This window comes from Pseudomonas maumuensis, from assembly GCF_019139675.1.
In the GTDB taxonomy this organism is placed as follows: domain Bacteria; phylum Pseudomonadota; class Gammaproteobacteria; order Pseudomonadales; family Pseudomonadaceae; genus Aquipseudomonas; species Aquipseudomonas maumuensis.
Map to the genome: position 1 here is coordinate 1,787,798 of NZ_CP077077.1, position 25,758 is coordinate 1,813,555.

A 25,758-nucleotide genomic window follows, 5' to 3' on the forward strand; every position below is an offset into this window, starting at 1 on the left:
TCCCAGGGGCAGCCGATTACGGCTGCCACAGGGGAGGGCGGGCGAAGGGGTCAGGCCGGCTGGGTGTAGGCGGCCAGTTCCTGCAGGCGTGGGTCTTCGCTGGCTCGGTGGTCCTTGGCCAGCAGCGAGTACACGGTGGGCAGGATGAACAGGGTGAACAGGGTGCCGACCAGCATGCCGATGACGATCACCAGGCCCAGGCTGAAGCGGCTGTGGGCGCCGGCGCCGCTGGCCAGCAGCAGCGGCACCAGGCCCACGACCATGGCTGCGGTGGTCATCAGGATCGGCCGCAGGCGGATCTGCGCGGCGCGTTCGATGGCCGTGCGGCGGTCGAGCTGGTCGGCCTGCTGCAGTTCGTTGGCGAACTCGACCATGAGGATGCCGTGCTTGCTGATCAGGCCGACCAGGGTCACCAGGCCGATCTGCGTGTAGATGTTCACCGTGGCATAGCCCAGGTACAGCGGGATCAGCGCGCCGCACACCGACATCGGCACGCTGACCAGGATCACCAGCGGGTCGCGCAGGCTTTCGAACTGCGCGGCCAGTACCAGGTAGATGACCAGGATGGCGAAGATGAACGTCACCACCAGGGCGCTGCCTTCCTGGACGAACTGGCGGGCATCCGACAGCCAGTCATGGCTGAAGCCGGTGGGCAGGGCATTGGCCTGGGCGGCGAGGAACTGCACCGCGTCGCCGATGCTCACGCCCGGCGCCGGCACCGCCTGCAGGGTGGCCGAGTTGAGCTGGTTGAACTGGGTCAGCTTGTTGGGCTCGATCGACATGTCGAAGCTGACCAGGGTCGACAGCGGCACCTGGGCGCCGTTGGCGGCCTTGACGTACTGGCCGACCAGCATTTCCGCCGACAGGCGCTGGGCCCGCGCCACCTGCGGGATCACGTCGTAGGAGCGACCGTCGAGGGCGAAGCGGTTGACGTAGTTCTCGCCCACCAGCACCGCCAGGGCGTCGCCGATGGCCTGCATGCTGATGCCCAGGTCGTTGGCCTTGCTGCGGTCGATGTTGATGTTGACCAGCGGGCTGTTGAAGTCCAGGTCGCTGTCGACCACGGCGAACAAGCCGCTGGCCATGGCTGCCTGCTTGATCTTGTCCATGGCGTCGAACACCACGCGGTGGTCCTGGGAGCTCTGGATCACCATCTGCACCGGCAGGCCGCCGGTGGAGCCGGGTAGCGGCGGCAGCTGGAAGGCGAAGATGGCCACGCCCTCGATCTCGCCCACGGCTTTCTGGATCTCGGCCTGCAGCTGGTCGGCGCTGCGCTGGCGCTTTTCCCAGGTGCTCAGGTTGGCGCCGCCGAACGCGGTGCGCGGGCCGTCGTTGCCGTTGACCACCCAGGTGATGTCGGTTTCCGGGAAGGTGGCGAACAGGCGGTCCATGCGGTGCGCGTACATCTGGGTGTAATCGATGTTGGCGTACTGCGGGGCCTTGGCCACCGCCAGCACCTGGGCCTGGTCCTCGACCGGCGCCAGTTCGCGCTGGGCGCCGAGGTACAGGATCGGCAGGCTGACGAACACCGCCGCGGCAATCGCCAGGGTTAGCCAGCGGTGGTGCAGGGACACGTCAAGCAAACGGCCATAGCCCTTGCCCAGCCACTGGAAGAAGCGCTCGGCGCCACGCGCCATCGGGCCTTCGCTGGCCTGGCGGTTGAGCAGGAAGGCGCTCATCACCGGGGACAGGGTCAGCGCCACCACGCCGGACACCACCACGGCGCCGGCGAGAGTGAAGGCGAACTCCTTGAACAGCGCGCCGGTCAGCCCGCCCATCAGGCCGATGGGGGCGTACACCGCGGCCAAGGTCAGGGTCATGGCGATCACCGGACCTGCGATCTCGCGGGCGCCGACCAAGGCCGCCTGCAACGGCGACTTGCCTTCCTCGATATGCCGGTGGACGTTCTCTACCACGACGATGGCGTCGTCCACCACCAGGCCGATGGCCAGGACCATCGACAGCAGGGTCAGCAGGTTGATGCTGAACCCGAACAGGCTCATGATCGCCGCCGCGCCGATCAGCGACAGCGGGATGGTCACCAGCGGGATCAGCACGCTGCGCAGCGAACCGAGGAACAGGAAGATCACCACGGCGACAATCACCACGGCCTCGACCAGGGTCTTGACCACTTCATCGATGGACGCCTGGATGAAGCGCGCCACCTCGAACACGATGTTGGCGGTCATGCCCGGCGGCATGGTTTCGCGGATCTGCGGCATCATTTCCTGCACTGAACCGACGATGGTCAGCGGGTTGCCGGCGGGGGTGGCGTGCAGGCCGATGAACACTGCAGGTTCGCCGTCCATGATGCCGCTGGTGTCGTAGGAGGTGGCGCCGAGCTCGGCGGTGCCGATGTCGCTCAGGCGGATCAGCGTGTCGCCGTCGCGGCGCACCACCATCTGGCGGAACTGGTCGACGCTGGTCAGGTCGGTGTTGATGTTGATGTTGGCCGAGACGTACTGGCCCTTGGTCTGCCCGGGGGCGGCCTGGAAGTTGTTCTGGCGGATGGCCTCGGCCACGTCGCTGGCCGACAGGTTGCGCGCAGCCATGCGCGCCGGGTCCAGCCACAGGCGCATGGCCAGCTTCTGGCCGCCGAGGATCTGCGCCTCGGCCACGCCGTCGATGGCCGCCAGGCGCGGCTGCACCACGCGGGAGATGTAGTCGGTGATCGCCGGCAGGCCGATGTCCTTGCTCGAGAAGCCGACGTAGATCACCGCCGTGCCTTCGCCGGAGGACTTGGCCACCACCGAGTCGTAGGCGCCTTCGGGCAGGCGGTACTTGACCTGGTTGACGGCGGCCATGATCTCGGTGAGGGCCTTGTTGGAGTCGGCGTTGAGCTTCAGGCGCACGCTGATGACGCTCTTGCCCTGGGTCGAGGTCGAGCTCAGGTAGTCGACGCCGTCGACCGAGGCCACGGCCTGCGAGATGGGCTGGGTGACGAAGCCCTGCATCAGCTGCGAGCGGGCGCCGGGGTATTCGGTGGTGATGGTGATGGTCGCGCTTTCCAGCTGCGGGTACTGGCGGATCGGCAGGTTCAGCAGCGCCAACAGGCCAAGCATGACGATCATCGCGCAGACCACCAGGGTCAGTACCGGGCGGCGGATGAACAGGTCGGTGAATTTCATGGTGCTACAGGTCCTTTTCAGTGGCACGCAAACCCATTACTGCTGGGCCAGGTCCGGCTTGCGCGTGGTGCTGGCGGCCAGGGTGTCGTCGGTGACCCGCACTGGCATGCCATTGCTCAGGCGGATCTGCCCCGAGACCACCACGCGGTCGCCCGGGGTCAGCGCGTCGAGCACCACCACGCGGTCGTCGCGGCGCGCGCCGAGCTTGACGAACACCTGCTCCACGCGCAGGGCGCCGTCCTTCTCGCGCAGCACATATAGCGAGTTGCCGTAGGCGCTGTAGCTGATCGCCGTCTCGGGCACGCTCAGCACATCGGCGTGGCTCGGCAGCTCGATGCTGACGTTGGCGAACATGCCCGGCTTGAGTTGCTGGCCAGGGTTGTCGAGGGTCGCCTGCACCTGCATGGAGCGGGCGCCCGGGTCGATCTGCGGCTCCAGGGTAGTGACCGCGGCGACAAAGCGCTGCTGCGGCCAGGCGTCGACCTTGAGGGTGATGGCCTGGCCCGCCTGCAGGGCGGCGGCGGACTGCTCGGGCAGCGGGAAGTTGACGTGCAGGCGCGACAGCTCGGTGAGGGTCACCAGGCTGTCGCCGGGGCTGACGTACTGGCCCAGGTTGACCTTGCGAATACCCAGCACGCCGGCGAACGGGGCGCGGATGGTCTTCTGCGCGATCTGCGCCTGGACCTGGGCGATCTCGCCGAGCAGCTGGTCGTAGTTGGCCTGGGCCTGGTCCAGCTGGGCCTGGGTGGAGGCCAGCGGCAGCACCTTGCGCGTGCGCTCCAGGGCCAGCTTGGCGTTCTTGGCCTGGGCCTGCAGCTTGGCCAGCTCGCCGCGCTCGGGCGCGTCGTTGAGCTTGACCAGCACCTGGCCTGCGGCCACGGCGTTGCCGGCGGTGAACTCCAACGCGGTGATGCGCCCACCGACCTCGGGCGAGACATTGACCTGGTGTACCGCCTCCAGGGTGCCGACGGCGCTGAGCACCTGCGGCATCGGGCCCGACTGCACGCGGGCGATCGCCACCGGGGTGGCGTTGGCCTGGCCGGCGGGGGCGTCGTTGGCCACTACCGCCGGGGCGGGCAGCAGGGCCATGGCCAGCAGCGACAGGGAAGTGCCGGCGGCGATCCAGAAGCGATTTTTCATTGGGCGGCTCCTTGAGCCGGGTTCTGGTTGGCACGGACCTGGATGAAAATCTGGCGCAGTAGCTCGAGGCTCAGCGTGCCGGGGACCAGGTAATGGCCGTCGATCACCAGGCTGGGTACCGAGCTGATGCCCAGGCGCCGGCCCTGGGCCAGTTCTTCCTCGAGCATCTGCGGGGCCTGCTGGTCGAATGCCGTGGTGAAGGCCTGCGGGTCGAAACCGGCTTCGGCGGCCACCGCCAGCACGGTGGCGCGGTCACCGATGTTGCGGGCCTGCACCAGGTGGGCTTCCTGCAGGCGGTCGAACATACGCTCATGGCCTTCGTTGCCGCCCAGGGCCTTGGCGGTCTGGCAGGCGAGGCCCGCGAGCAGGCCGGTGGGGTACTCGAAGTCCTGCTGGCGCATGGCTTCGATGTCGATGCGCTTGACGTCCTCGGCACTCGAGCATGACAGCCAGTGGCTGAGGATGGTCTCCTTGGCCTTGGGCATCGAGCCGAAGCGCTCGACCATCGCCTCGCGGCTGGTCTGCAGGATGAAGCTGCGGTGCTGCACGTCCAGGTTCAGTTCGTCCTGCAACTGCTTCAGGCGCGGGGCGAGGACGAAGCACCAGCCGCAGACGACATCGTGGAAGAATTCGACTTTCAGGGGTGACATGGCAGTGATCCGGTTTCAGGGAGGGATGGCCGCACTATCCACAGCGCCCCGACAGGAAAAAAGCGACAAAAGTGCCGCAAACCCTCTCATCCCCTTCATCGATGGCCGCCCGGCCCGGCTGCGAGCGGGTAGAATGGCGCTTTTGCCTGACCGTAGCCGACATGAGCCCAGCCATTGCCACCCTCGAGCAGCACCTGCTCGCCGCCCTCGACCCCGCCCCCCAGGAGACTCGCCGCCTGTTCCATGGCCGTGGCCGCTGCTGGCCGGGGCTTGAACAGATCACCGTCGACTGGCTCGACGGCGTGTTGCTGGTGGCGCTGTTCCGTGAGCCGCCCGAGGGCCAGTTGGCCGAGCTTGAAGCAATGCTGATGGCGCTGGCCGAGCGCCCGCAGTGGAGCGGCCAGGCCATCCTGCTGCAGCACCGCTACCTGCCCGACAGCCCTGGGCAGTGGCTGTGGGGCGCGCCATGCCAGCAGCGCGAGGTAGTCGAGGATGGCCTGAAGTACCTGCTCGACCTGGGCGTGCGACAGAACAACGGCCTGTTCCTCGACATGCGCTACGGCCGGCGTTGGGTGCGCGAGCAGGCGGCTGGCAAGCGCGTACTCAACCTGTTCGCCTACACCTGCGGCTTCTCGGTGGCAGCGATTGCCGGCGGCGCCGAGCAGGTGGTCAACCTGGACATGGCCAAGTCGGCGCTGTCCCGGGGCCGTGACAACCACCGGCTCAATGGCCATGACGCCTCGCGGGTGGCGTACCTGGGGCATGAGCTGTTCAAGTCGTGGGGCAAAGTGCGCAAGTACGGGCCGTACGACCTGATCATCATCGACCCGCCGACCTTCCAGCGCGGCAGCTTCGTGCTGACCCAGGACTACGCCAAGATCCTTCGGCGTTTGCCGGAGTTGTTGACTGAAGGCGGCACGGTATTGGCCTGCGTCAACGATCCGGGGATCGGGCCGCAGTTTCTCATCGAGGGGATGGCCGAGCAGGCGCCGGGGCTGGCGTTCGTCGAGCGGCTGGAGAATCCGCCGGAGTTTGCGGATGCGGATCCGGAGGGGGGGCTGAAGGCGCTGGTGTTTCGCCAGGGGTGATCAGTAGCCCTTACCGGCCTATCGCCGGCAAGCCGGCTCCCACAGGAGATCGCGTTCCCCGTCGGAGCAACTGTCTTGTGTTGCTTGTAGTGGCCTCATCGCTGGCAAGCCAGCTCCCACAGGGATAGCGCAAGGCTTGAGGTTTGCGCGGTCGGTGTGGGAGCCGGCTTGCCGGCGATAGGCCGGTACAGGTCAGTGATCAATGGCTGGTATAGATCTGGTCGAACACGCCACCGTCATTGAAGTGGGTCTTCTGCACGGTGCGCCAGTCGCCGAAGGTCTTCTCCACCGACAGGAAATCGACTTTCGGGAAACGGTCGGTGTACTTGGCCAGCACGGTGGCGTCACGCGGACGCAGGTAGTTGTTCGCGGCGATCTCCTGGGCCTCCGGCGACCACAGGTACTTCAGGTATTCCTCGGCCACGGCCTGGGTACCTTTCTTGGCCACCACCTTGTCGACCACGCTCACCGGCGGCTCGGCCTCGGCCGACACACTTGGGTAGACCACTTCGAACTGGTCGTGGCCGAATTCGCGGGCGATCATCTCGGCCTCGTTCTCGAAGGTCACCAGCACATCGCCGATCTGGTTGGTCATGAAGGTAGTGGTGGCGGCGCGGCCACCGGTATCGAGCACCGGGGCCTGCTTGAACAGCTTGCCGACGAAGTCGCGGGCCTTGCTTTCGTCACCGCCCTGCTTGAGTACGTAGCCCCAGGCCGAGAGGTAGGTGTAGCGGCCGTTACCGGAAGTTTTCGGGTTGGGCACGATCACCTGCACGCCGTCCTTGAGCAGGTCCGGCCAGTCCTTCAGCGCCTTGGGGTTGCCCTTGCGCACGATGAACACGGTGGCCGAGGTGAACGGCGCGCTGTTGTTCGGCAGGCGCGTTACCCAGTTGTCCGGCACCAGCTTGCCATTGTCGGCCAGGGCATTGATGTCGGTGGCCATGTTCATGGTGATCACGTCGGCCGGCAGGCCATCGATCACCGCGCGCGCCTGCTTGCTCGAGCCGCCGAAGGACATCTGCAGGTTGACCTTCTCGTTGTGCTCCTTCTCCCAGTGCTTCTGGAACGCCGGGTTGTAGTCCTTGTAGAAGTCGCGCATCACGTCGTACGACACGTTGAGCAGGGTAGGGGCGGCCTGGGCGAGGTTGCTCAGGGCCAGGCCCGCGGCGAGCAGCGAGGCGCTGAAGAGTTTTTTCACTGGGGGCATTCCTTGTTCTGATTCAAAGGGTTGGCGATATGCCAGCGACTATAGCGTTTGGCGCTTTGCTGGCTAAAGATCAAATGGCTCTTTGCTTATGCTGGCCTGCGTTTGGACACTGCCTATTGCTTGGGGAACAACGCATTGCCACAGCGTGAACAGAACGCCGCGCCATGCTCATGGTGGTGCTTGGCGCAGGTCGGGCAGTCATGCTGCAACTGCTCGCCGCGCAGGGCGTTGGCCAGTTCGGCGGTGAAGATGCCGGTAGGCACGGCAATGATCGAGTAACCGGTGATCATCACCAGCGACGACAGCACCTGCCCCAGCGGCGTCTTCGGCACGATATCGCCGAAACCTACCGTGGTGAGGGTGACGATGGCCCAGTAGATACCCTTGGGGATGCTGGTGAAGCCATGCTCCGGCCCTTCGATCACGTACATCAATGTGCCGAACACGGTCACCAGGGTCGACACGCCGACCAGGAATACGATGATCTTCTGCTTGCTGCCCTGCAGCGCCGCCAACAGGTAATGGGCCTGCTTCAAGTACGGGCTGAGCTTGAGCACGCGGAAGATCCGCAGCATGCGCACCACGCGGATGATCAGCAGGTACTGGGCGTCGCTGTAGTACAGGGCGATGATCCCCGGCACGATCGCCAGCAGGTCGACCAGCCCGTAGAAGCTGAAGGCATAGCGCAGTGGCTTGGGCGAGCAGTACAGGCGGGTGATGTATTCGGCGAGGAAGATCGCGGTGAAGCCCCACTCGATCCCGGCCAGCAGCCCGGCGTAGTTCTGGTGAACGTCGTCGATGCTGTCGAGGATCACCGTCACCAGGCTGGCGAGGATGATCAGCAGGAGAATCTTGTCGAAGCGTCTGCCAGCCGTGGTATCGGTCTGGAAGACGATGACGTAGAGCCGCTCGCGCAGGCTCGCAGGGTTGTCCATGGGCTCGTTCCAATGTGAGGATGGGCAGAGCCTAGGGGCTGGGTATCAGCTGTGCAAGCGAGGCGCGTTGCGGCGCTGGTTGAGCTGGACCAGGTGGTTGCCCAGGTGCATCAGCCAGCACGCGGTCACGAACGGCGCGGTCAGCCCGGCGATCGGCAGCAGGTTGAACAGTGGCTGCAGCAGCAGGGCGCAGGCGATGGCGAGCAAGGTCACCCAGGGTTTCTCGCCCTGGCGACTGAAGGCCAGGGCCGCCAGGGCCGCGTTGAAGCCATACAGCCCCAGCCACGCGGCCTGCGTTTCTCCAGCCAGCAGCGCGACACCACCGCCGATGGCCGAGCCGATCACCGCCCAGGTGGCGGCATAGGGGTTGGCGAAGTACATGCCGATGACGATCAGCAGGCCGGCCATGGGCTTGTCGAGCAAAAAGATCTGCCCCACGCCGCGCAGCAGGGCATACACAGCATCGGCTTCGACATAGCCGTTGGCCGACGGCTCGGTCAGCAGCAACGCGGCCCAACCCAGCAGCACGAATGGCGCGGTGTAGGCGATCAGCAGCTTGCCGCCGCGCTTGCGCCACTGATGGGTGAGCATGCTCGACAGGCCGCCGGCGGCGATGATCAGCGGTGGTAGGATCGCCGACCAGGGCAGCACGGCGCTGATCAGGATGCCGATCAGCACGCCGTTGTAGCAGTACAGCCCGGCCTGGCGGTCGGCGCGGTCGTAGCCGCGGCGTTGGGCGGTAAGCAGGCCGGCCAGGGCGCCGAGCAGGGCGCCGCCGACCAGGTTCGGCGCGGTCAGCAGGATGGCCAGCAGGCAGCACAGGCCGCACAGGGGATTGCGCAGCAGCAGCACCTGGCTGAAGCCGTTGAGCAAGGCCGTGGCCCAGTCAGGGCACGGGTTGACGAAATTCTTGGTGTACATGGGCAGTCGGTAAGGTGAGTGGGGAGCGGTGGGCCTCTTCGGGCCTCGGTTTTCCGCAAGCTTCGTACTGGGGAGGGCTTTGCCCTCCTTTCGCCGGCAAGCCGGCTCCCACAAAGGCATGCATGATTCCTGTGGGAGCCGGCTTGCCGGCGAAAAGGGGCGCACAGCGCCCCCGGCGATCTCAGACTAGGGTCTCGATCCGCAGCGTATTAGTCGAACCCGGCTTGCCGAAAGGCACACCGGCGGTGATCAGCAGCGTGTCGCCACGGCTGGCCATGCCTTGGGCCTGGGCGATTTCCAGCGCCGTGGAGACCACCTCGTCGACCTGGCGCAGGCGGTCGTTGACCACCGAGTGCACGCCCCAGGCCACGCTCAGGCGGCGGGCGGTGTTCAGGTTCGGCGTCAGGTTGAGGATCGGCGCCCGTGGCCGCTCGCGGGCGGCGCGCAGGGTGGAGTTCCCCGACTCGCTGTAGTTGACCAGCACCGCCACCGGCAGGATGCCGCTGATGCGGCGGATCGCGCAGCTGATGGCATCGGACACCGTAGCTTCGGCCTTGGGCCGGCCAACGTCGAGCTGGGCCTGGTAGTCCGGGCCGTTCTCCACCTGGCGGATGATCTTGCTCATCATCTGCACCGCTTCCAGCGGGTAGTCGCCCGAGGCGGTCTCGGCCGACAGCATCACCGCGTCGGCGCCTTCGGCCACGGCGTTGGCCACATCGGTGACCTCGGCGCGGGTCGGGGCTGGGGAGAAGCGCATGGATTCGAGCATCTGCGTGGCCACCACCACCGGTTTGCCCAGCTGGCGGCAGGTATTGATGATGCCCTTCTGGATCTGCGGCACGCTCTCGGCCGGCACTTCCACGCCCAGGTCGCCACGGGCGACCATGATCGCGTCGGACAGCTCGGCGATGGCCTGCAGCTGCTCGACCGCCGAGGGCTTCTCGATCTTGGCCATCAGGTAGGCGCGGTCGCCGATCAGCTCGCGTGCTTCGAGGATGTCCTGCGGGCGCTGCACGAACGACAGGGCCACCCAGTCCACGCCCAGCTCGAGGCCGAAGGTGAGGTCGCGGCGGTCCTTCTCGGTGAGCGGGGAGAGCTCGAGCACGGCTTGCGGTACGTTGACGCCCTTGCGATCGGACAGCTCGCCGCCGGCCAGCACTTCGGTGTCGATGGCGTCGCTGTGCTTGGCGGTCACCCGCAGGCGCAGCTTGCCGTCATCGAGCAGCAGGTCCATGCCGGGCTCCAGCGCGGCGATGATCTCTGGGTGTGGCAGGTTCACGCGGCGGCTGTCGCCCGGGGTCTTGTCCAGGTCCAGGCGCAGGGCCTGGCCGCGTTGCAGTTGCACCTTGCCGTCGGCAAAGCGGCCGACGCGCAGCTTCGGCCCCTGCAGGTCCATGAGGATGCCCAGCGGGTAGTTGAGCTGCTGCTCGACTTCGCGGATCCACTGGTAGCGCAGGGCGTGGTCGGCGTGTTCGCCGTGGCTGAAGTTGAGGCGGAAGATGTTCACCCCGGCCTCGACCAGCTGGCGGATGTCATCGATGCCCTTGATCGCAGGCCCGAGGGTGGCGAGGATTTTTACTTTTTTATCAGGCGTCATGAGGGGTCGGTCTCGAGGATCAGGATGGCGCGGAAGTCGTTGACGTTGGTGCGGGTCGGCTCGGTGACGATCAGCGCGTCGAGCGCGGCGAAGTAGCCATAGCCGTTGTTGTTGTCCAGCTCATCGCTGGCCGAAAGGCCCAGGGCCTCGGCGCGGGCGTGGCTGTCCGGGGTCATGAAGGCGCCGGCGTTGTCCTCGGAGCCGTCGATGCCGTCGGTATCACCGGCCAATGCGTACACCCCCGGTAGGCCCTTGAGGCTTTCGGTAAGGCTGAGCAGGAACTCGGCGTTGCGCCCGCCACGGCCATTGCCACGCACGGTGACGGTGGTCTCGCCGCCGGAGAGGATCACGCAGGGCGCCTTCAGCGGCTGGCCGTGCAGGACGACCTGGCGGGCGATGCCGGCATGCACCTTGGCCACCTCGCGCGACTCGCCTTCCAGGTCGCCGAGGATCAGCGGGCTGAAGCCGGCCTGGCGGGCTTTCACCGCGGCGGCCTCGAGCGATTGCTGGGGCCGGGCGATCAGCTGGAAGTGGCTGCGCGAAAGGGTCGGGTCGTCGGCCTTGACGGTTTCCGATGCCGGATTGTTGAGCCAGTCGATGACGGCCTTGGGCGCTTCGATGTTGTAGCGCTTGAGGATCGCCAGGGCGTCGGCCGAGGTGCTGGGGTCGGCCACGGTAGGGCCGGAGGCGATGACCGTGGCCAGGTCGCCCGGTACATCGGAAATCGCGTAGGTGTAGACGGTGGCCGGCCAGCAGGCCTTGGCCAGGCGCCCGCCCTTGATCGCCGAGAGGTGCTTGCGCACGCAGTTCATCTCGCCGATGGTGGCGCCGGATTTCAGCAGGGCTTTGTTGATCTGCTGCTTGTCGGCCAGGGTCAGGCCTTCGGCGGGCAGGGCCAGCAGGGCGGAACCGCCGCCGGAGAGCAGGAAGATGACGCGGTCGTCTTCGCTGAGGTTGCTGACCAGCGCGAGCACGCGCTTGGCCACGGCCAGGCCGGCGGCATCAGGGACCGGGTGGGCGGCTTCGACCACCTCGATCTTCTGGCAGCTGGCGCCGTGGCCGTAGCGGGTCACGACCAGGCCCGAGACCTCGCCTTGCCAGCTTTTCTCGACCACTTCGGCCATGGCGGCGGCGGCCTTGCCGGCGCCGATGACAATGACCCTGCCGCTACGGTCGGCGGGCAGGTGGGGTTCGAGGACCTGACGGGGGTGGGCGGCGGCGATGGCTGTGTCGAACAGCTCGCGCAGGAATTTTTGTGGATCGACCGACATGGCAGGCTCCCAGATTCTTGTTGTTCTGCAAAATCGAAAACGCCCCTGGAACTGCCTCCGTGCAGGCCGAACCAGGGGCGGGTGTTGCTCGGGGTCACCCTTCGACCTGTGGTTGCAGGAGAACGGTGTTGGATTCATCGCCGGCAAGCCGGCTCCCACAGGTACAGCGCTGGATCATGGGACGGTGCGGTCCCTGTGGGAGCCGGCTTGCCGGCGAAAGGGCTGCGCAGCAGCCCCCGGATTCAAATCACTTGTCGTCGCGGATCGAGAAGTTGGCCATGTGCTCCAGGCCCTTGATCAGCGCCGAGTGGTCCCAGTTGCCGCCGCCCAGGGCCTGGCAGGTGTTGAACACTTGCTGGGCATTGGAGGTGTTGGGCAGGTTGATACCCAGCTCCTTGGCGCCTTGCAGGGCCAGGTTCAGGTCCTTCTGGTGCAGGTTGATGCGGAAGCCTGGGTCGAAGGTGCCTTTGATCATGCGCTCGGCATGCACTTCGAGGATCTTCGAGGAGGCGAAGCCGCCCATCAGTGCTTCACGCACCTTGGCCGGGTCGGCGCCGTTCTTGGCGGCGAACAGCAGGGCTTCGGCAACGGCCTGGATGTTCAGGGCGACGATGATCTGGTTGGCCACCTTGGCGGTCTGGCCGTCGCCGTTGCCGCCGACGCGGGTGATGTTCTTGCCCATGGCTTCGAACAGCGGCAGGGCGCGCTCGAAGGCTTTCGGGCAACCGCCGACCATGATGCTCAGGGTCGCGGCCTTGGCACCGACTTCGCCGCCGGACACCGGGGCGTCCAGGTAGGCGGCGCCGGTGGCCTTGATCTTCTCGGCGAAGGCTTTGGTGGCGGTAGGCGAGATCGAGCTCATGTCGATCACCACCTTGTTCGGGCCCACGCCTTCGGCGACGCCGTTTTCACCGAACAGCACGCTTTCGACCTGTGGGGTGTCGGGCACCATGACGATGATGAATTCAGCTTCCTGGGCCACTTCCTTCGGGTTGGCCAGGGCCACGCCGCCAGCGGCGATCAGGTTGGCCGGCGCTGCGTCGTGGTGGGTCGAAACGAAGATGCTGTGACCTGCTTTTTGCAGGTTCTGGGCCATGGGGTTGCCCATGATGCCGGTGCCGATGAAACCGATTTTAGCCATGAGAGATTACCTCGTTGTAATTGTTGAATCTCGATGGAGCAGGCGGTGCGAACCTTGTGGGAGCTGGCTTGCCAGCGATTGCGATCGATCTGCAAACGATGTTGGCCGTGTTGACGCTGTCGCTGGCAAGCCAGCTCCCACAGGGGCCAATCAGGGCAGCCCCTTCGAGCGAATCCTTAGATCGCGTTGTGAGTTTTGAGCCAGCCCAGGCCCGCCTCGGTGGTGGTCTTGGGCTTGTACTCCGCGCCCACCCAGCCCTGGTAGCCGATGCGGTCCAGGTGCTCGAACAGGAAGCGGTAGTTGATCTCGCCGGTGCCCGGCTCGTGGCGGCCCGGGTTGTCGGCCAGCTGCACGTGGTTGATCAGCTTCAGGTTGGTTTCCAGGGTGCGCGCCAGGTCACCTTCCATGATCTGCATGTGGTAGATGTCGTACTGCAGGAACAGGTTGTCGCTGCCCACCTCGGCCTGGATTTCCAGGGCCTGTTTCGTGGTGTTCAGGTAGAAGCCCGGGATGTCGCGGGTGTTGATCATTTCCATGACCAGGCGGATGCCGGCGGCCTTGAGCTTGTCGGCGGCGTAGCGCAGGTTTTCCACGAAGGTCTTGCGCACGGTGGCGCAGTCAGGGCCTTGCGGGCGGATGCCGGCCAGGGCGTTGACCTGGGTGTTGCCCAGCACCTTGGCGTACTCGATGGCCTTGTCGACACCGGCGCGGAACTCTTCGACGCGGTCGGGGTGGCAGGTGATGCCGCGCTCACCTTTCGACCAGTCGCCGGCCGGCAGGTTGAACAGCACCTGGGTCAGGCCATGGGCGTCGAGCTGCTGCTTGATCTCGGCGGCGCTGAAATCGTACGGGAAGAGGTATTCGACGCCGCTGAAACCAGCGTCGGCGGCGGCCTTGAAGCGAGCCAGGAAGTCCTGTTCGGTGAACAGCATGGACAGGTTGGCGGCGAAGCGAGGCATAAGTCGTCTCCTTGCGTTGATTGCCCCCGCGCGCGGCGCGGGGGCGTCAGGCGATCAGTCCAGCAGCGAGATGGCGGTCGGCGCGTCGTTGCCGACCAGGGCGAGGTCTTCGAACTCGTTGACCGCGTTGATCTCGGTGCCCATGGAAATGTTGGTCACACGCTCGAGAATCACTTCGACCACCACCGGCACGCGGAACTCTTCGGCCATCTTCTGCGCCTTGAGCAGGGCAGGGGCGATCTCGGCCGGTTGGAACACGCGGATGGCCTTGCAGCCCAGGCCCTCGACCACGGCGACGTGGTCGACACCGTAGGTGGCGGCGTCGGTGGAATTGATGTTCTCGAACGCCAGTTGTACACAGTAATCCATGTCGAAACCACGCTGCGCCTGTCGGATCAGGCCGAGGTAGGCGTTGTTCACCAGCACGTGGACGTATGGCAGGTTGAACTGCGCGCCCACCGCCAGCTCTTCGATCATGAACTGGAAGTCGTAGTCACCGGACAGCGCGACCACCTTACGTTTCGGGTCGGCCTTGACCACGCCGAGCGCGGCAGGGATGGTCCAGCCCAGCGGGCCGGCCTGGCCGCAGTTGATCCAGTGGCGTGGCTTGTACACGTGCAGGAACTGCGCGCCGGCGATCTGCGACAGGCCGATGGTGCTGACGTAGGTGGTGTCCTTGCCGAACACTTCGTTCATTTCCTGGTACACGCGCTGCGGTTTGACCGGGACGTTGTCGAAGTTGGTCTTGCGCTGCAGGGTAGCCTTGCGTTCCTGGCAGTCTTCCAGCCAGGCCTTGCGGCACTTGAGCTTGCCTGCGGCTTTCCATTCGCGGGCCACTTCGAGGAACACGTCCAGGGCCTTGCCGGCGTCCGAGACGATACCCAAGTCCGGGGTGAACACACGGCCGATCTGGGTCGGTTCGATGTCCACGTGCACGAACTTGCGGCCTTCGGTGTAGACGTCGACAGAGCCGGTGTGGCGGTTGGCCCAGCGGTTGCCGATACCGAACACCAGGTCGGACTTGAGCATGGTCGCGTTGCCGTAGCGGTGCGAGGTCTGCAGGCCGACCATGCCGACCATCAATTCGTGATCGTCCGGGATGGTGCCCCAGCCCATCAGGGTTGGCACTACCGGTACGCCGGTCAGTTCGGCGAACTCGACCAGCTTGTCGCTGGCGTCGGCGTTGATGATGCCGCCGCCGGCTACCAGCAGCGGGCGTTCGGCGTCATTGAGCAGGGCCAGGGCTTTTTCGGCCTGTACGCGGGTGGCGGCTGGCTTGTTGATCGCCAGTGGCTCGTAGGCATCGATGTCGAACTCGATCTCGGCCATCTGCACGTCGAACGGCAGGTCGATCAGCACCGGGCCTGGGCGGCCGGTGCGCATTTCATAGAAGGCTTTCTGGAAGGCGTACGGCACTTGGCCTGGCTCGAGGACGGTGGTCGCCCACTTGGTCACCGGCTTGACGATGCTGGTGATGTCGACGGCCTGGAAGTCTTCCTTGTGCAGGCGGGCACGCGGGGCCTGGCCGGTGATGCAGAGGATCGGGATGGAGTCGGCCGAGGCGCTGTACAGGCCGGTGACCATGTCGGTGCCGGCGGGGCCGGAGGTGCCGATGCACACGCCGATGTTGCCCGGGTTGGCGCGGGTGTAGCCCTCGGCCATGTGCGAGGCGCCTTCGACGTGGCGAGCGAGGACGTGATCGATGCCACCGACTTTTTTCAGGGCCGAGTACAGCGGGTTGATCGCGGCGCCGGGAATGCCGAACGCGGTATCTACACCTTCACGGCGCATGACCAGAACGGCTGCATCGATTGCTCTCATTTTGCTCATGGTTTGTGCCTCATCGATTTTGTAATTGTATACAACTTGCGTTGCGACAGAGTGTATTCATGGTCGGCGCAAAAGGTCAATCCATTTTCGTCGGCGGCTTTGACTTGCTGGTCATGGCAAAAAAGGGCGGCATTTCGTCGCAGTGAGACACATTGGATCAGAAAATTGTATACAAACAGTGCCTTTGTTGTGTTCTATCTTGTCTATTGGTTTTCAACTGCCCTCAGGGCTTCTCACAACAAGAAGAGGACCTTTTCATGAACGCATTGACCCTTAAACAGGCCGTGGGCGTGGTAAATGCCGCGTTGGCCGCAGGGCGCAAGATCAACGCCGCGCCCTTGACCGTGGCGGTGCTCGACGCCGGCGGGCACTTGCTGGCGTTGCAGCGCGAGGACGGTGCCAGCCTGCTGCGCCCCGAGGTGGCCATCGGCAAGGCCTGGGGCGCGGTGGCGCTGGGCAAGGGTTCGCGCCTGCTGGCGCTGGACTCGCAGCAGCGCCCCGCCTTCTACGCGGCTTTGAACGGGCTCGGCGAGCGACCGGTGGTGCCGGTGCCAGGGGGCGTGCTGATCCGTGATCAGGAGGGCAAGGTGCTGGGGGCGGTGGGGATCAGCGGCGATACGTCGGATATCGACGAGCAGTGCGCGATCAGTGCGATCGAAGAGGTGGGGCTGACGGCGGATGCCGGGGTGGCGGCTTAAGGTTCAGTTTCTCTGGGGCCGCTGTGCGGCCCATCGCCGCGGTTCGTCGCCACGACAAGCCGGCTCCCACAGGAATTGTGCAGGGCCTGTGGGAGCCGGCTTGCCGGCGATAAGGGCTGCGCAGCAGCCCCATTGGCCCTGTCAGGCTGCCTCGGGCTCGCAGCCCTTCAGCACCAGGCGAATGATGGTCTCCGCCGCCGCGTCATAGTCACTGTCGGCCAGTTTGGCCTTGCCGGTCACCACGGCGATCTGCCAGTCGAAATCCGCATAGGTTTGCGTCGCCGCCCAGATGCTGAACATCAGGTGGTGCGGGTCGACGTGGGCGATCTGGCCGCGTTCGATCCAGCGCTGGATGCACTCGATGTTGTGGCGGGCCTGCTCGTTGAGCTGCTCGACCTGGCGCGGCGACAGGTGCGGCGCGCCATGCATGATCTCGCTGGCGAACACCTTGGAGGCGTGGGGCAGGTCGCGGGAGATGCGGATCTTCGAGCGGATGTACGCGCTGAGCACCTCTTTCGGATCACCGTCGGCGTTGAACGGCGTCGAGGCCTGCATGATCGGCGCGATGATGCTCTCGAGCACCTCGCGGTAGAGGTTTTCCTTCGACTTGAAGTAGTAGTACACGTTCGGCTTGGGCAGGCCGGCCTTGGCCGCGATATCGCTGGTCTTGGTGGCGGCGAAGCCCTTGTCGGCGAATTCTTCACTGGCTGCGCGCAGGATCAGTTCCTTGTTGCGCTCGCGAATGGTGCTCATTGTCGGGAATCTTCCTCGGGTCTGGCCCCTCCAAGAGGGGTCCGGCATGGTAGCACCCGCTCGGACGGGCGCTCAAGGCAGCGTCTTTGGGCTAGAATCCCGGCCATTCGAACCTACTGGAAACATTTTGACATGGCAGGAAGCAGCTTACTGGTACTGATCGACGATATCGCCACGGTCCTCGACGATGTCTCGTTGATGACCAAGGTCGCGGCGAAGAAGACCGCCGGGGTGCTGGGCGACGACCTGGCGCTCAATGCCCAGCAGGTCACCGGTGTGCGCGCCGAACGCGAGATCCCGGTGGTGTGGGCGGTGGCCAAGGGTTCGCTGGTGAACAAGGCGATCCTGGTGCCGGCGGCGCTGCTGATCAGCGCGTTCATTCCCTGGGCGGTGATTCCGCTGCTGATGGTCGGTGGCGCCTACCTGTGCTTCGAGGGCTTCGAGAAGCTGGCGCACAAGTTCCTGCATAGCAAGGCCGAGGACGACGCGCAGCACGAGGCGCGCAAGGCGGCCGTGGCGGACGAGCAGGTCGACCTGGTGGCCTTTGAGAAGAGCAAGATCAAGGGCGCGGTACGCACCGACTTCATCCTCTCCGCCGAGATCATCGCCATCACCCTGGGTACCGTGGCCGATGCGCCGCTGAGCCAGCAGATCATCGTGCTGTCGGGGATCGCGCTGGTGATGACCATTGGTGTCTATGGCCTGGTGGCAGGCATCGTCAAGCTCGATGACCTGGGGCTGTGGATGACCAAGAAAGCCTCGGCGCTGAGCCAGGCGGTGGGCAACGGCATCCTGCGCGCCGCGCCGTACATGATGAAGAGCCTGTCGGTGATCGGCACCGCGGCGATGTTCCTGGTCGGTGGCGGCATCCTGGTGCATGGCATCGCGCCGCTGCATCACGCCATCGAGGCGTTCAGCGAAGGACGGGGCGGGGCGTTGACCGGGGCACTGCTCAATGGTGTGGCGGGGGTGATTGCGGGGGCTGTGGTGCTGGCGCTGGTTGCTGTCGTGGGCAAGTTCTGGCGGGCGCTGAGACCCGCGAACTGAGGCGCCAGGCCGGGGCTTGCCCCGGTTCGCCGGCAAGCCGGCTCCCACAGAAATAGGTCGATCACTGTGGGGGCCGGCTTACACTCGGATCAGAAGTGAACCTTGACCAGGAAACTCATGGTGTTCTGATCGGTAGTGAAGGCATCGCTGTCTTTGATGCCGTACTTGTTCTTCCAGTAGTCGTACTCGATACCCACGTACAACTGCTTCTCGCCCAGGTGCAGCGCTTTGCCCAGGTCGTACTTGACCTGCGGGTTGAAGTGCAGGTTCGCCTGGTAGGTGCCGCGACGGTTCTCGTCGTTGTCCACCACCCAGTCCATGAAGCCGTCGATGAGAATGTCGGACGAACCCACGGGGATGGTGTAGGACCACACCGGGGTGATCTGCCAGACGTTGTCGCCTGGGCGGCTGCCGTCGGTGGTGCGCTGGTAGAAGTTCAGCTGGAAGTAGTCGAAGCCTGGGATCGCCAGGTCGAAGCCGGGGCCGATCAGGTAGGACTCGGTGTCACCCTCGCCGAACTCGTAGGTCATGGCCAGCAGCACGTCCTTGACCGGGCCGAACTCGAGCTTCTGGTCGAAAATCTTGCCGAACGACAGGCGTGGGCTGAACTCGCCGTAGTAGGTGTTCGGGCCGTTGCTGGCGTCCTTCTTGCCCTGGTAGAAGATCTTGTCGAAGAAGAAGAAGTTGTCGCCGTACTTCCACGCATCGGCGTGCTCGAAGGTCACGGTCTGCTGGATCTCGGGGTTGACCTTGAAGTTCTTGCCCCACAGGTAGGTCAGGCTGTTGTTCTGCCATTGCAGCAGGTCACCGGCTTGGCTGGCGCCGCAGGCCAGCAGGCCGCCGGCGAGGATCAGGCTATTGATGGTACGCATTGCGTGTGTCGCTCCCTTTATTGGATCTGTTGTCAGCGCTCGGGCGCTGTTCTTGTCTTTTGGGTCAGCTTTTTTCGATTGGCCACAGCTGTTTGGCAAGAGCTGCGCCAACTTTTCCTCGTTGGGCACAACCATCCTGCTCGACGTCTTTCTGAACGGATGAAATGGTCATTTCACACTGGCAACACGTTGGCCAACCGCCCGGAAACATTGACTGAGCGGTCAGCAAACGCGGGCGGGATCCTTCCCGCCCCGATCGAGGGGGCGCGCAGATTACTCACTTGCGCGCCGGGCCTCAAGTGCTCCGTCCTGGAGCACGGTGTCACACCGTGGGGCGTAGGCCCCTTCGCTTAGAAATGCACCTTCACCAGGGCGCTGGCGACGCTCTGGTTGCTGTCCACGTTGCCACGGCTGTCGATGCCGTACTTGTCCTTCCAGTAGCTGTATTCGAAACCGACATAGAGCTGCTTGGCGCCCAGGTTCAGGGCCTTGCCCAGGTCATATTTGACCTGTGGGTTGAACTGCAGGTTGGCGTGGTAGGTGCCGCGGCGGGTCTGGTCGTTGTCGACCACCCAGTCGATGTAGCCGTCGATCAGGATGTCGGACTTGCCCACCGGGATGGTGTAGGACCAGGCCGGGGTTATCTGCCAGACGTTGTCGCCGGGGCGGCTGCCTTCGGTGTTGCGCAGGTAGAAGTTCAGGGTGAAATAGTTGAAGCCGGGCACGTTCAGGTCGAAGCCGGGGCCGATCAGGTAGGCCTCGTTGTCGCCCTCGCCACGCTCGTAGGTCATGGCCAGCAGCACGTCCTTGACCGGGCCGAAGGCCAGGTTGCGCTCGAAGATCTTGCCGAACGACAGGCGCGGGCTGAACTCACCGTAGTAGGTGGTCACGCCTTTGCCGGGGTCGGCCTTGCCGTTGTAGAAGATCTTGTCGACGAACAGGAAGGTGTCGCCGTACTTCCACTTGTTGGCGTGTTCGAAGGTGATGGTCTGCTGGATGTCGGGGTTGACCTTGAAGTCCTTGCCGTAGAGGTAGGACAGGCTTTCGCCGTGCCACTGCAGCCATTCGCCGGCATGGGCGGGAAGGGTGGCCAGCAGGCTGCTGCCCAGCAGGACGGAGGTGGTGATGCGCTTCATGTTGTGATTCCCGGACTTATTGTTTTTGTAAGGGCTTTTTCGGCGCGCAGGCGCCCCGGACGGCCCATTCCGGCGGGCCGACGGTACTGCGTTACCACAGGGTTGAAGCGGGGCGGCCAGGACGGCGCCGCCCCTGGTCACTCAATGCTGGTGACAGGCATCGTTATGCGCGGCGCGGTCGGCGCCGCCGAGGATGTTGAACAGCAGGTTCAGCACCAGGGCGCTGAGGGTGGCCATGGCGATACCACTGTGGGTGATCGGTTCCATCCACTGCGGCATCTGCGCGAAGAACTCCGGGCGCACCACCGGGATCAGGCCAAAGCCGACGCTGACGGCGACCAGCAGCTGGTTGCGTCGGTCGGAGATGTCCGCCTCCTGGAGGATCTTGATCCCGGTGGCGGTGACCATGCCGAACATGGCGATGGACGCGCCGCCCAGTACCGCGGGCGGGATCGAGGCGATCAGGAAGGCCGCCTTGGGCAGCAGGCTGAGCAGGATCAACAGCGCGCCGGCCATCACCGTGACGTAGCGGCAGCGTACCCCGGTCATCTGCACCAGGCCGATGTTCTGGGCGAACGAGGAGTGGGTGAAGGTGTTGAAGAAGCCGGCGATGAACGACGCGCCGGCATCGCACAGCAGGCCGCGACGCAGCATGCCCGGCGTTACTTCACGGTCGGTCACCTTGCCCAGGGCGAGGAACATGCCCGTGGACTCGACGAAGATGATCACCACCACCAGGCACATCGACAGGATCGGCGCCAGGCTGAAGGTCGGCATGCCGAAGTGCAGAGGGGTGACCACCTGCAGCCACGGCGCCTCGCTCAGGCCCGACAGGTCGACCATGCCGATGGATCCGGCGAGCACGTAGCCCAGGCCCATGCCCACCAGTACCGACACGTTGACCCAGAACCCGCGCATGAAGCGGTTGATCAGCAGGATCACCGCCAGCACCAGGCCGGCGACCATCAGGTAGATCGGCGCGCCGAAGGCTTCGGCGTCATGGCCGCCGCCGGCCCAGTTGACCGCCACCGGGAACAGCGACAGGCCGATGGAGGTGATGACCGTGCCGGTCACCAGCGGCGGGAAGAAACGCACGACCTTGGACATGAACGGCGCGATCAGCATGCCGAAGAAGCCGGCGGCGATGGTCGCGCCGAAGATCCCTTGCAGGCCGACACCGGGCATGCCGGCCATGGCCACCATGCTGCCGACGGCGGCGAAGCTGGCGCCCATCATGACCGGCATGCGAATGCCGACTGGGCCGATACCGAAGGATTGGATGATGGTGGCAACGCCGGCGACCAGCAGGTCGGCGTTGATCAGGAAGGCGACTTCTTCGCGGGACAGGCCCGCCGCCTGGCCGATGATCAGCGGCACCGCGATGGCGCCGCCGTACATCAGCAGAACGTGTTGCAGACCCACCAGGATCAGCTGGAACAAGGGCAGGGGCTGTCGTGGCGGCGCAACAGGGATGTACGCCTTGGGTGACTCGGACATGCAGCACCTCGAGTTTTGTTTTTATTCTCGGATCCAAGCGGGCGGCTTCACGTGGCAGTCTCCGGTAAAGGAGGCTGGGGTTCCCGCGTGAAGCCGAACGCTCGATGCTTGCTTGTTACGTAGAGCTTGTAGCGAGGCCGGGAGTACCGGCCTCATCGCGGGGCAAGCCCGCTCCCACGCAGTCGCGGGGTGTCTCAGTTGACCTGCGCGCCTTTGGCGATCCAGTCGCCGACCAGCTTGCGTTCCTCGACGGTCATCTGGGTGATGTTGCCCAGCGGCATGATCTGGCTGGCGACGGCCTGCGCCTGGATGCGCGCGGCCTGGGCCTGGATCTGCTGCGGGGTGTCGAACATCACGCCGCCAGGTGCGGCGCTGAACAGCGGGCTGGTCGGCTTGGCCGAGTGGCACACGGTGCAGCGTTCCTGGATGACGGTGTGGATCTTGTCGAAGGTTTCACCGCCAGCCTGGGCTGTGGCCTGGGCCGGAGCCTCGGCGGGGGCCGCAGGTTTGGCGGCTTCCTCGGCGCGCAGTTCGGCGGCGGTCTTACCGCCCACGGCGGTGGCCGGCAGCGGTTGGTACTCGACCTTGGCGGCGGCCTGCTCAGGTGCGCTCGGCAGCGGTTTCGGGCCGGTCACGTAGGCCAGGCAGATCATCGCCAGGGCGCCGACTGGCAGGGTCCAGGCGTACTTGTTGCTGTCGTGGCGGGTGTTGAAGTAGTGACGGATCAATACCGCGGCCACCGCGATCCCGGCCAGGATCAGCCAGTTGTACTGGCTGCCGTAGGTGCTCGGGAAGTGGTTGCTGATCATGATGAACAGCACCGGCAGGGTGAAGTAGTTGTTGTGGCGCGAGCGCAGCAGGCCCTTGGCCGGCAGGACCGGGTCGGGGGTCTGGTTGTTCTCGATGGCCGCCACCAGCTGGCGCTGCGCCGGCATGATGATGCGGAACACGTTACCGACCATGATGGTGCCGATGATCGCGCCGGTGTGCAGGTACGCGCCACGGCCGCTGAACACCAGGCTGAAGCCCCAGCAGGCGGCGATGATCAGCACGAACAGCACGGCACCGAGCAGCGCCGGCTTCTTGCCCAGGGGCGAGTCGCAGAGGAAGTCGTAGATGAACCAGCCGGCGATCAGCGAGCCGATACCGATGGCCACGCCTTCGGCACCGCTGAGGGTGCTGCCGGGTGCCAGCAGGTACAGGGTCGGGTTCCAGTAGAACACCACGCACAGCAGGGCGATCCCGGACATCCAGGTGAAGTAGGCTTCCCATTTGAACCAGTGCAGGTTCTCGGGCATCTTCGGCGGGGCCAGCTTGTATTTTTCCAGGTGGTAGATGCCACCACCGTGGATGGCCCAAAGGTCACCCGACAACCCATCGCGCGGGTTGCTGCGGTTCAGGTGGTTCTCCAGCCAGACGAAGTAGAACGATGCACCGATCCAGGCCACGCCGGTGATCATGTGAACCCAGCGAATGCTCAGGTTCAGCCATTCGTGAAGGTGTGCTTCCACAGTATTTACCTCTCGCCAGTCACCTTATCGATGACCGACCCTTTCTTATTGGTGGGGATTGAGGATCAACATCTGTTCCTCGGGGAAGTAATGCTCATCGCAGTTGTTGCCGGAACCACTGCGATCAACCACCAGGAAGTCATCCCGCTTTTCGATCGTCAGCACCGGGTGGTGCCAGACGCCGCGATGGTAATTGATGCCCTGCCTGCCATTACTGCGGAAGGCGCGGACCAAGCCTGATACAGGTGCATCGCCAAGTGGCGCGACCACGATCAGAAAGGGGTTGCCGAGCAGCGGGATGAAAGCCTGGCTGCCCAGCGGATGGCGTTCCAGCATGCGTACGGTCAGCGGCATCTCCAGCGCGTCGGCGCGGAAGATGCTGATGATCGCCTTGTCTTCGGGCTCGGCGGTCTCGACCGTGGCGAGCTTGTGGAAGCGCATGGTCGAGCCGTTGTTGATCATGAAGTGGTCGCTGCCGTCGGTTTCGATCACGTCTCCGAAGGGGGCGAAGGCTTCTTTGGTCAGGGGCTCGATCATCAGGGTGCGCATGCGGTTATCTCTTCTATTCGTTGTTCTGGATTTTGGTGGCCTGGCGGGCCGGGGCCCTGGGTGCGGACGCGTCACGCACTCGGGCCAGGGCGCTGCCAGTGCCTTACAGCTGCAGCAGGCGGAACAGGGCGATCAGGTTGATCTGCGCCAGGGCTTCCTTGAACTCGGCATCCGTGTCGTTGTGGATGCGTTTTTCGAAGGCGGCGAGGATCTGGTGCCGGTTGCTGCCCTTGACCGCCATGATGAACGGGAACTGGAACTTGGCCTTGTAGGCGTCGTTGAGCTCGGTGAAGCGGGCGAACTCTTCGGCGGTGCATTGGTGGATGCCGGCGCCGGCCTGTTCGTTGGTGCTCGATTCGGTCAGCTCGCCCTGGATGGCGGCCTTGCCGGCCAAGTCCGGGTGGGCGTTGATCAGTGCCAGTTGCTCGGCATGGCTGGCGCTGAGCAGGATGTCGCTCATGCGTTGATGCAGTGCCTCGATCTCGTCCAGCTCGGCCAGTTGCCCCAGGTCGTAGGCTTTCTCGGCGACCCACGGCGAGTGCTCGTAGATGTCGGCGAAGGCCGCGACGAAGGCGGCGCGGTCCAGGGTGGAGGGCTTGAGGGTCTTGAAGGCAGTCATCAGGCGTTCTCTTTCTTGTACGGGTGGGTGGCGTGCCAGTGGCGGGCGATGTCCACGCGCCGGGCGAACCAGACCTGCTCGTGGCTCTTGGCGTAGTCGACGAAGCGCTTGAGCGCGGCCAGGCGCGCCGGGCGGCCGACCAGGCGGCAGTGCAGGCCGATGGAGAGCATCTTCGGTGCCTCGGCGCCTTCCTCGTAGAGCACGTCGAAGGCGTCCTTCAGGTACTGGAAGAACTGCTCGCCGCAGTTGAAGCCCTGCACCTGGGTAAAGCGCATGTCGTTGGTGTCGAGGGTGTAGGGGATCACCAGGTGCGGCTTGCCGGTCGGGTTGTTCGGCTCCCAGTAGGGCAGGTCGTCGTCGTAGGTGTCGCTGTCGTAGAGGAAGCCGCCTTCCTCCATGACCAGGCGCCGGGTGTTCGGGCCGGTGCGGCCGGTGTACCAGCCTTGCGGGCGTTCGCCGGTAAGCTCGGTGAGGATGCGGATGGCTTCGAGCATGTGCTCGCGCTCTTGCGCTTCATCCATGTACTGGTAGTCGATCCAGCGGTAGCCGTGGCTGCAGATCTCGTGGCCGGCCTCGACCATGGCGCGGATCACGTCGGGGTGGCGCTGGGCGGCCATGGCCACGGCGAAGATGGTCAGCGGCACGCCGCTGTCCTTGAACAGCTTGAGCAGGCGCCATACCCCGGCGCGGCTGCCATATTCGTAGAGCGACTCCATGCTCATGTTGCGCGCGCCCTGCAGCGGCTGGGCGGCGACCATTTCGGAAAGGAACGCTTCGGACTCTTTGTCGCCATGCAGGATGTTGCGCTCGCCACCTTCTTCGTAGTTGAGCACGAAGGACAGCGCAATGCGGGCATTCCCCGGCCATTGCGGATGAGGTGGGTTGTTGCCGTAACCGATCAGGTCGCGAGGGTAGTCAGCGCTCACTGCAGTCTTCCTTCTTGTACGTATGTGCGGGTGGTGGGCGGGCCGCGTCGGGATGTCGCACCACCGGATGGGCTGATTGTATACAACTTCTTAAATACTTTGTAAGCCTGTTTTTCCGCATTTCTTCCCATTTGTCGCCTGAGAATGGCTTGCAAGAAACCTGCCTGATTGGTCAGCTAATGCCGTGAGGGTCGGCATCGGGCGTGTCTTTGCGACTGATGGAGTGTTCTAGGAGTCTTGACCTGGGATGCAGAAAAAATTGTGTACAATCCGTCGCTAAACT

The 25,758-nt window shown here is 64.8% G+C and carries 22 protein-coding genes; 3 read left to right on the forward strand and 19 right to left on the reverse strand.

Annotation, left to right across the window (positions count from 1 at the left end; all coding sequences use genetic code 11):
• Positions 1 to 50: 50 nt before the first annotated feature.
• From KSS90_RS08250 to KSS90_RS08260, 3 genes are read right to left on the reverse strand one after another with little or no spacing between them, the layout of a single operon-like run.
• Positions 51 to 3,128, reverse strand: a complete 3,078-nt coding sequence (locus KSS90_RS08250) for a MexW/MexI family multidrug efflux RND transporter permease subunit (RefSeq protein ID WP_217868961.1) — start codon at positions 3,126 to 3,128, stop codon at positions 51 to 53.
• A 36-nt stretch (positions 3,129 to 3,164) separates the two neighbouring features.
• On the reverse strand, positions 3,165 to 4,268 hold the full coding sequence (locus KSS90_RS08255; RefSeq protein WP_217868962.1) for an efflux RND transporter periplasmic adaptor subunit: 1,104 nt from the start codon (positions 4,266 to 4,268) through the stop codon (positions 3,165 to 3,167).
• Entirely contained in the window at positions 4,265 to 4,918 is a 654-nt protein-coding gene (locus KSS90_RS08260; protein ID WP_217868963.1) for a DsbA family oxidoreductase, read from the reverse strand. Before KSS90_RS08260 ends, KSS90_RS08255 begins: the two co-directional genes overlap by 4 nt.
• 161 nt (positions 4,919 to 5,079) lie before the next feature.
• Here KSS90_RS08260 and KSS90_RS08265 point away from each other — a divergent pair, with 161 nt between their 5' ends.
• A complete protein-coding gene (locus tag KSS90_RS08265) occupies positions 5,080 to 6,006 on the forward strand; it encodes a class I SAM-dependent methyltransferase (protein WP_217868964.1) in 927 nt (308 codons plus the stop codon).
• A gap of 199 nt (positions 6,007 to 6,205) precedes the next feature.
• Here KSS90_RS08265 and KSS90_RS08270 read toward each other — a convergent pair whose 3' ends face one another.
• The 8 genes from KSS90_RS08270 to gcl all read right to left on the reverse strand — a co-directional run bounded on the left by KSS90_RS08270 (position 6,206) and on the right by gcl (position 15,867).
• On the reverse strand, positions 6,206 to 7,204 hold the full coding sequence (locus KSS90_RS08270; RefSeq protein ID WP_217868965.1) for a sulfate ABC transporter substrate-binding protein: 999 nt from the start codon (positions 7,202 to 7,204) through the stop codon (positions 6,206 to 6,208).
• Positions 7,205 to 7,326: 122 nt separating this feature from the next.
• The gene (locus tag KSS90_RS08275; protein WP_217868966.1) at positions 7,327 to 8,148 is read right to left on the reverse strand and encodes an ion transporter; all 822 of its coding nucleotides are present in this window, start codon (positions 8,146 to 8,148) and stop codon (positions 7,327 to 7,329) included.
• A gap of 45 nt (positions 8,149 to 8,193) precedes the next feature.
• The gene (locus tag KSS90_RS08280) at positions 8,194 to 9,069 is read right to left on the reverse strand and encodes an urea transporter (RefSeq protein WP_217868967.1); all 876 of its coding nucleotides are present in this window, start codon (positions 9,067 to 9,069) and stop codon (positions 8,194 to 8,196) included.
• A gap of 181 nt (positions 9,070 to 9,250) precedes the next feature.
• Positions 9,251 to 10,666 carry a pyruvate kinase gene (gene pyk / locus KSS90_RS08285; RefSeq protein WP_046856497.1) on the reverse strand — a complete coding sequence of 472 codons (1,416 nt, stop codon included), beginning with the start codon at positions 10,664 to 10,666 and terminating at the stop codon, positions 9,251 to 9,253.
• On the reverse strand, positions 10,663 to 11,937 hold the full coding sequence (locus KSS90_RS08290) for a glycerate kinase type-2 family protein (RefSeq protein WP_217868968.1): 1,275 nt from the start codon (positions 11,935 to 11,937) through the stop codon (positions 10,663 to 10,665). Before KSS90_RS08290 ends, pyk begins: the two co-directional genes overlap by 4 nt.
• Positions 11,938 to 12,184: 247 nt before the next feature.
• Entirely contained in the window at positions 12,185 to 13,078 is an 894-nt protein-coding gene (locus tag KSS90_RS08295; RefSeq protein WP_023631172.1) for a 2-hydroxy-3-oxopropionate reductase, read from the reverse strand.
• Positions 13,079 to 13,254: 176 nt separating this feature from the next.
• Positions 13,255 to 14,037 carry a hydroxypyruvate isomerase gene (gene hyi / locus KSS90_RS08300; protein ID WP_046856495.1) on the reverse strand — a complete coding sequence of 261 codons (783 nt, stop codon included), beginning with the start codon at positions 14,035 to 14,037 and terminating at the stop codon, positions 13,255 to 13,257.
• A 54-nt stretch (positions 14,038 to 14,091) separates the two neighbouring features.
• Entirely contained in the window at positions 14,092 to 15,867 is a 1,776-nt protein-coding gene (gcl, locus tag KSS90_RS08305; protein WP_217868969.1) for a glyoxylate carboligase, read from the reverse strand.
• A gap of 257 nt (positions 15,868 to 16,124) precedes the next feature.
• Between gcl and KSS90_RS08310 the strand changes: the two genes are divergently transcribed.
• Positions 16,125 to 16,565, forward strand: a complete 441-nt coding sequence (locus KSS90_RS08310; protein ID WP_046856493.1) for a GlcG/HbpS family heme-binding protein — start codon at positions 16,125 to 16,127, stop codon at positions 16,563 to 16,565.
• 141 nt (positions 16,566 to 16,706) lie between these two features.
• On the opposite strand, the gene KSS90_RS08315 is transcribed toward KSS90_RS08310, so the two are convergent.
• Positions 16,707 to 17,318, reverse strand: coding sequence for a TetR/AcrR family transcriptional regulator (locus KSS90_RS08315; RefSeq protein WP_028692838.1), 612 nt, complete (start codon positions 17,316 to 17,318; stop codon positions 16,707 to 16,709).
• Positions 17,319 to 17,450: 132 nt separating this feature from the next.
• Here KSS90_RS08315 and KSS90_RS08320 point away from each other — a divergent pair, with 132 nt between their 5' ends.
• The gene (locus tag KSS90_RS08320; protein WP_217868970.1) at positions 17,451 to 18,365 is read left to right on the forward strand and encodes a DUF808 domain-containing protein; all 915 of its coding nucleotides are present in this window, start codon (positions 17,451 to 17,453) and stop codon (positions 18,363 to 18,365) included.
• A gap of 89 nt (positions 18,366 to 18,454) precedes the next feature.
• Here the strand turns inward: KSS90_RS08320 and KSS90_RS08325 are convergent, their stop codons facing one another.
• The 7 genes from KSS90_RS08325 to puuE form a co-directional block, all read right to left on the reverse strand.
• Positions 18,455 to 19,237: an outer membrane protein OmpK gene (locus KSS90_RS08325; protein WP_046856491.1), complete on the reverse strand. Its 783-nt coding sequence runs from the start codon at positions 19,235 to 19,237 to the stop codon at positions 18,455 to 18,457.
• Between the two features lie 350 nt (positions 19,238 to 19,587).
• Positions 19,588 to 20,373, reverse strand: coding sequence for an outer membrane protein OmpK (locus tag KSS90_RS08330; RefSeq protein WP_139672561.1), 786 nt, complete (start codon positions 20,371 to 20,373; stop codon positions 19,588 to 19,590).
• Between the two features lie 141 nt (positions 20,374 to 20,514).
• Positions 20,515 to 21,870, reverse strand: a complete 1,356-nt coding sequence (locus KSS90_RS08335) for a nucleobase:cation symporter-2 family protein (protein WP_046856489.1) — start codon at positions 21,868 to 21,870, stop codon at positions 20,515 to 20,517.
• A 194-nt stretch (positions 21,871 to 22,064) separates the two neighbouring features.
• Positions 22,065 to 23,381 (reverse strand): urate hydroxylase PuuD, encoded by a 1,317-nt coding sequence (locus KSS90_RS08340; RefSeq protein ID WP_038705699.1) that lies wholly within the window; start codon positions 23,379 to 23,381, stop codon positions 22,065 to 22,067.
• 45 nt (positions 23,382 to 23,426) lie between these two features.
• The gene (locus KSS90_RS08345) at positions 23,427 to 23,930 is read right to left on the reverse strand and encodes an ureidoglycolate lyase (protein WP_023631381.1); all 504 of its coding nucleotides are present in this window, start codon (positions 23,928 to 23,930) and stop codon (positions 23,427 to 23,429) included.
• Positions 23,931 to 24,033: 103 nt separating this feature from the next.
• A complete protein-coding gene (gene uraD, locus KSS90_RS08350) occupies positions 24,034 to 24,549 on the reverse strand; it encodes a 2-oxo-4-hydroxy-4-carboxy-5-ureidoimidazoline decarboxylase (protein ID WP_046856487.1) in 516 nt (171 codons plus the stop codon).
• A complete protein-coding gene (gene puuE / locus KSS90_RS08355) occupies positions 24,549 to 25,475 on the reverse strand; it encodes an allantoinase PuuE (RefSeq protein ID WP_046856486.1) in 927 nt (308 codons plus the stop codon). Before puuE ends, uraD begins: the two co-directional genes overlap by 1 nt.
• Between the last annotated feature and the right edge of the window lie 283 nt (positions 25,476 to 25,758).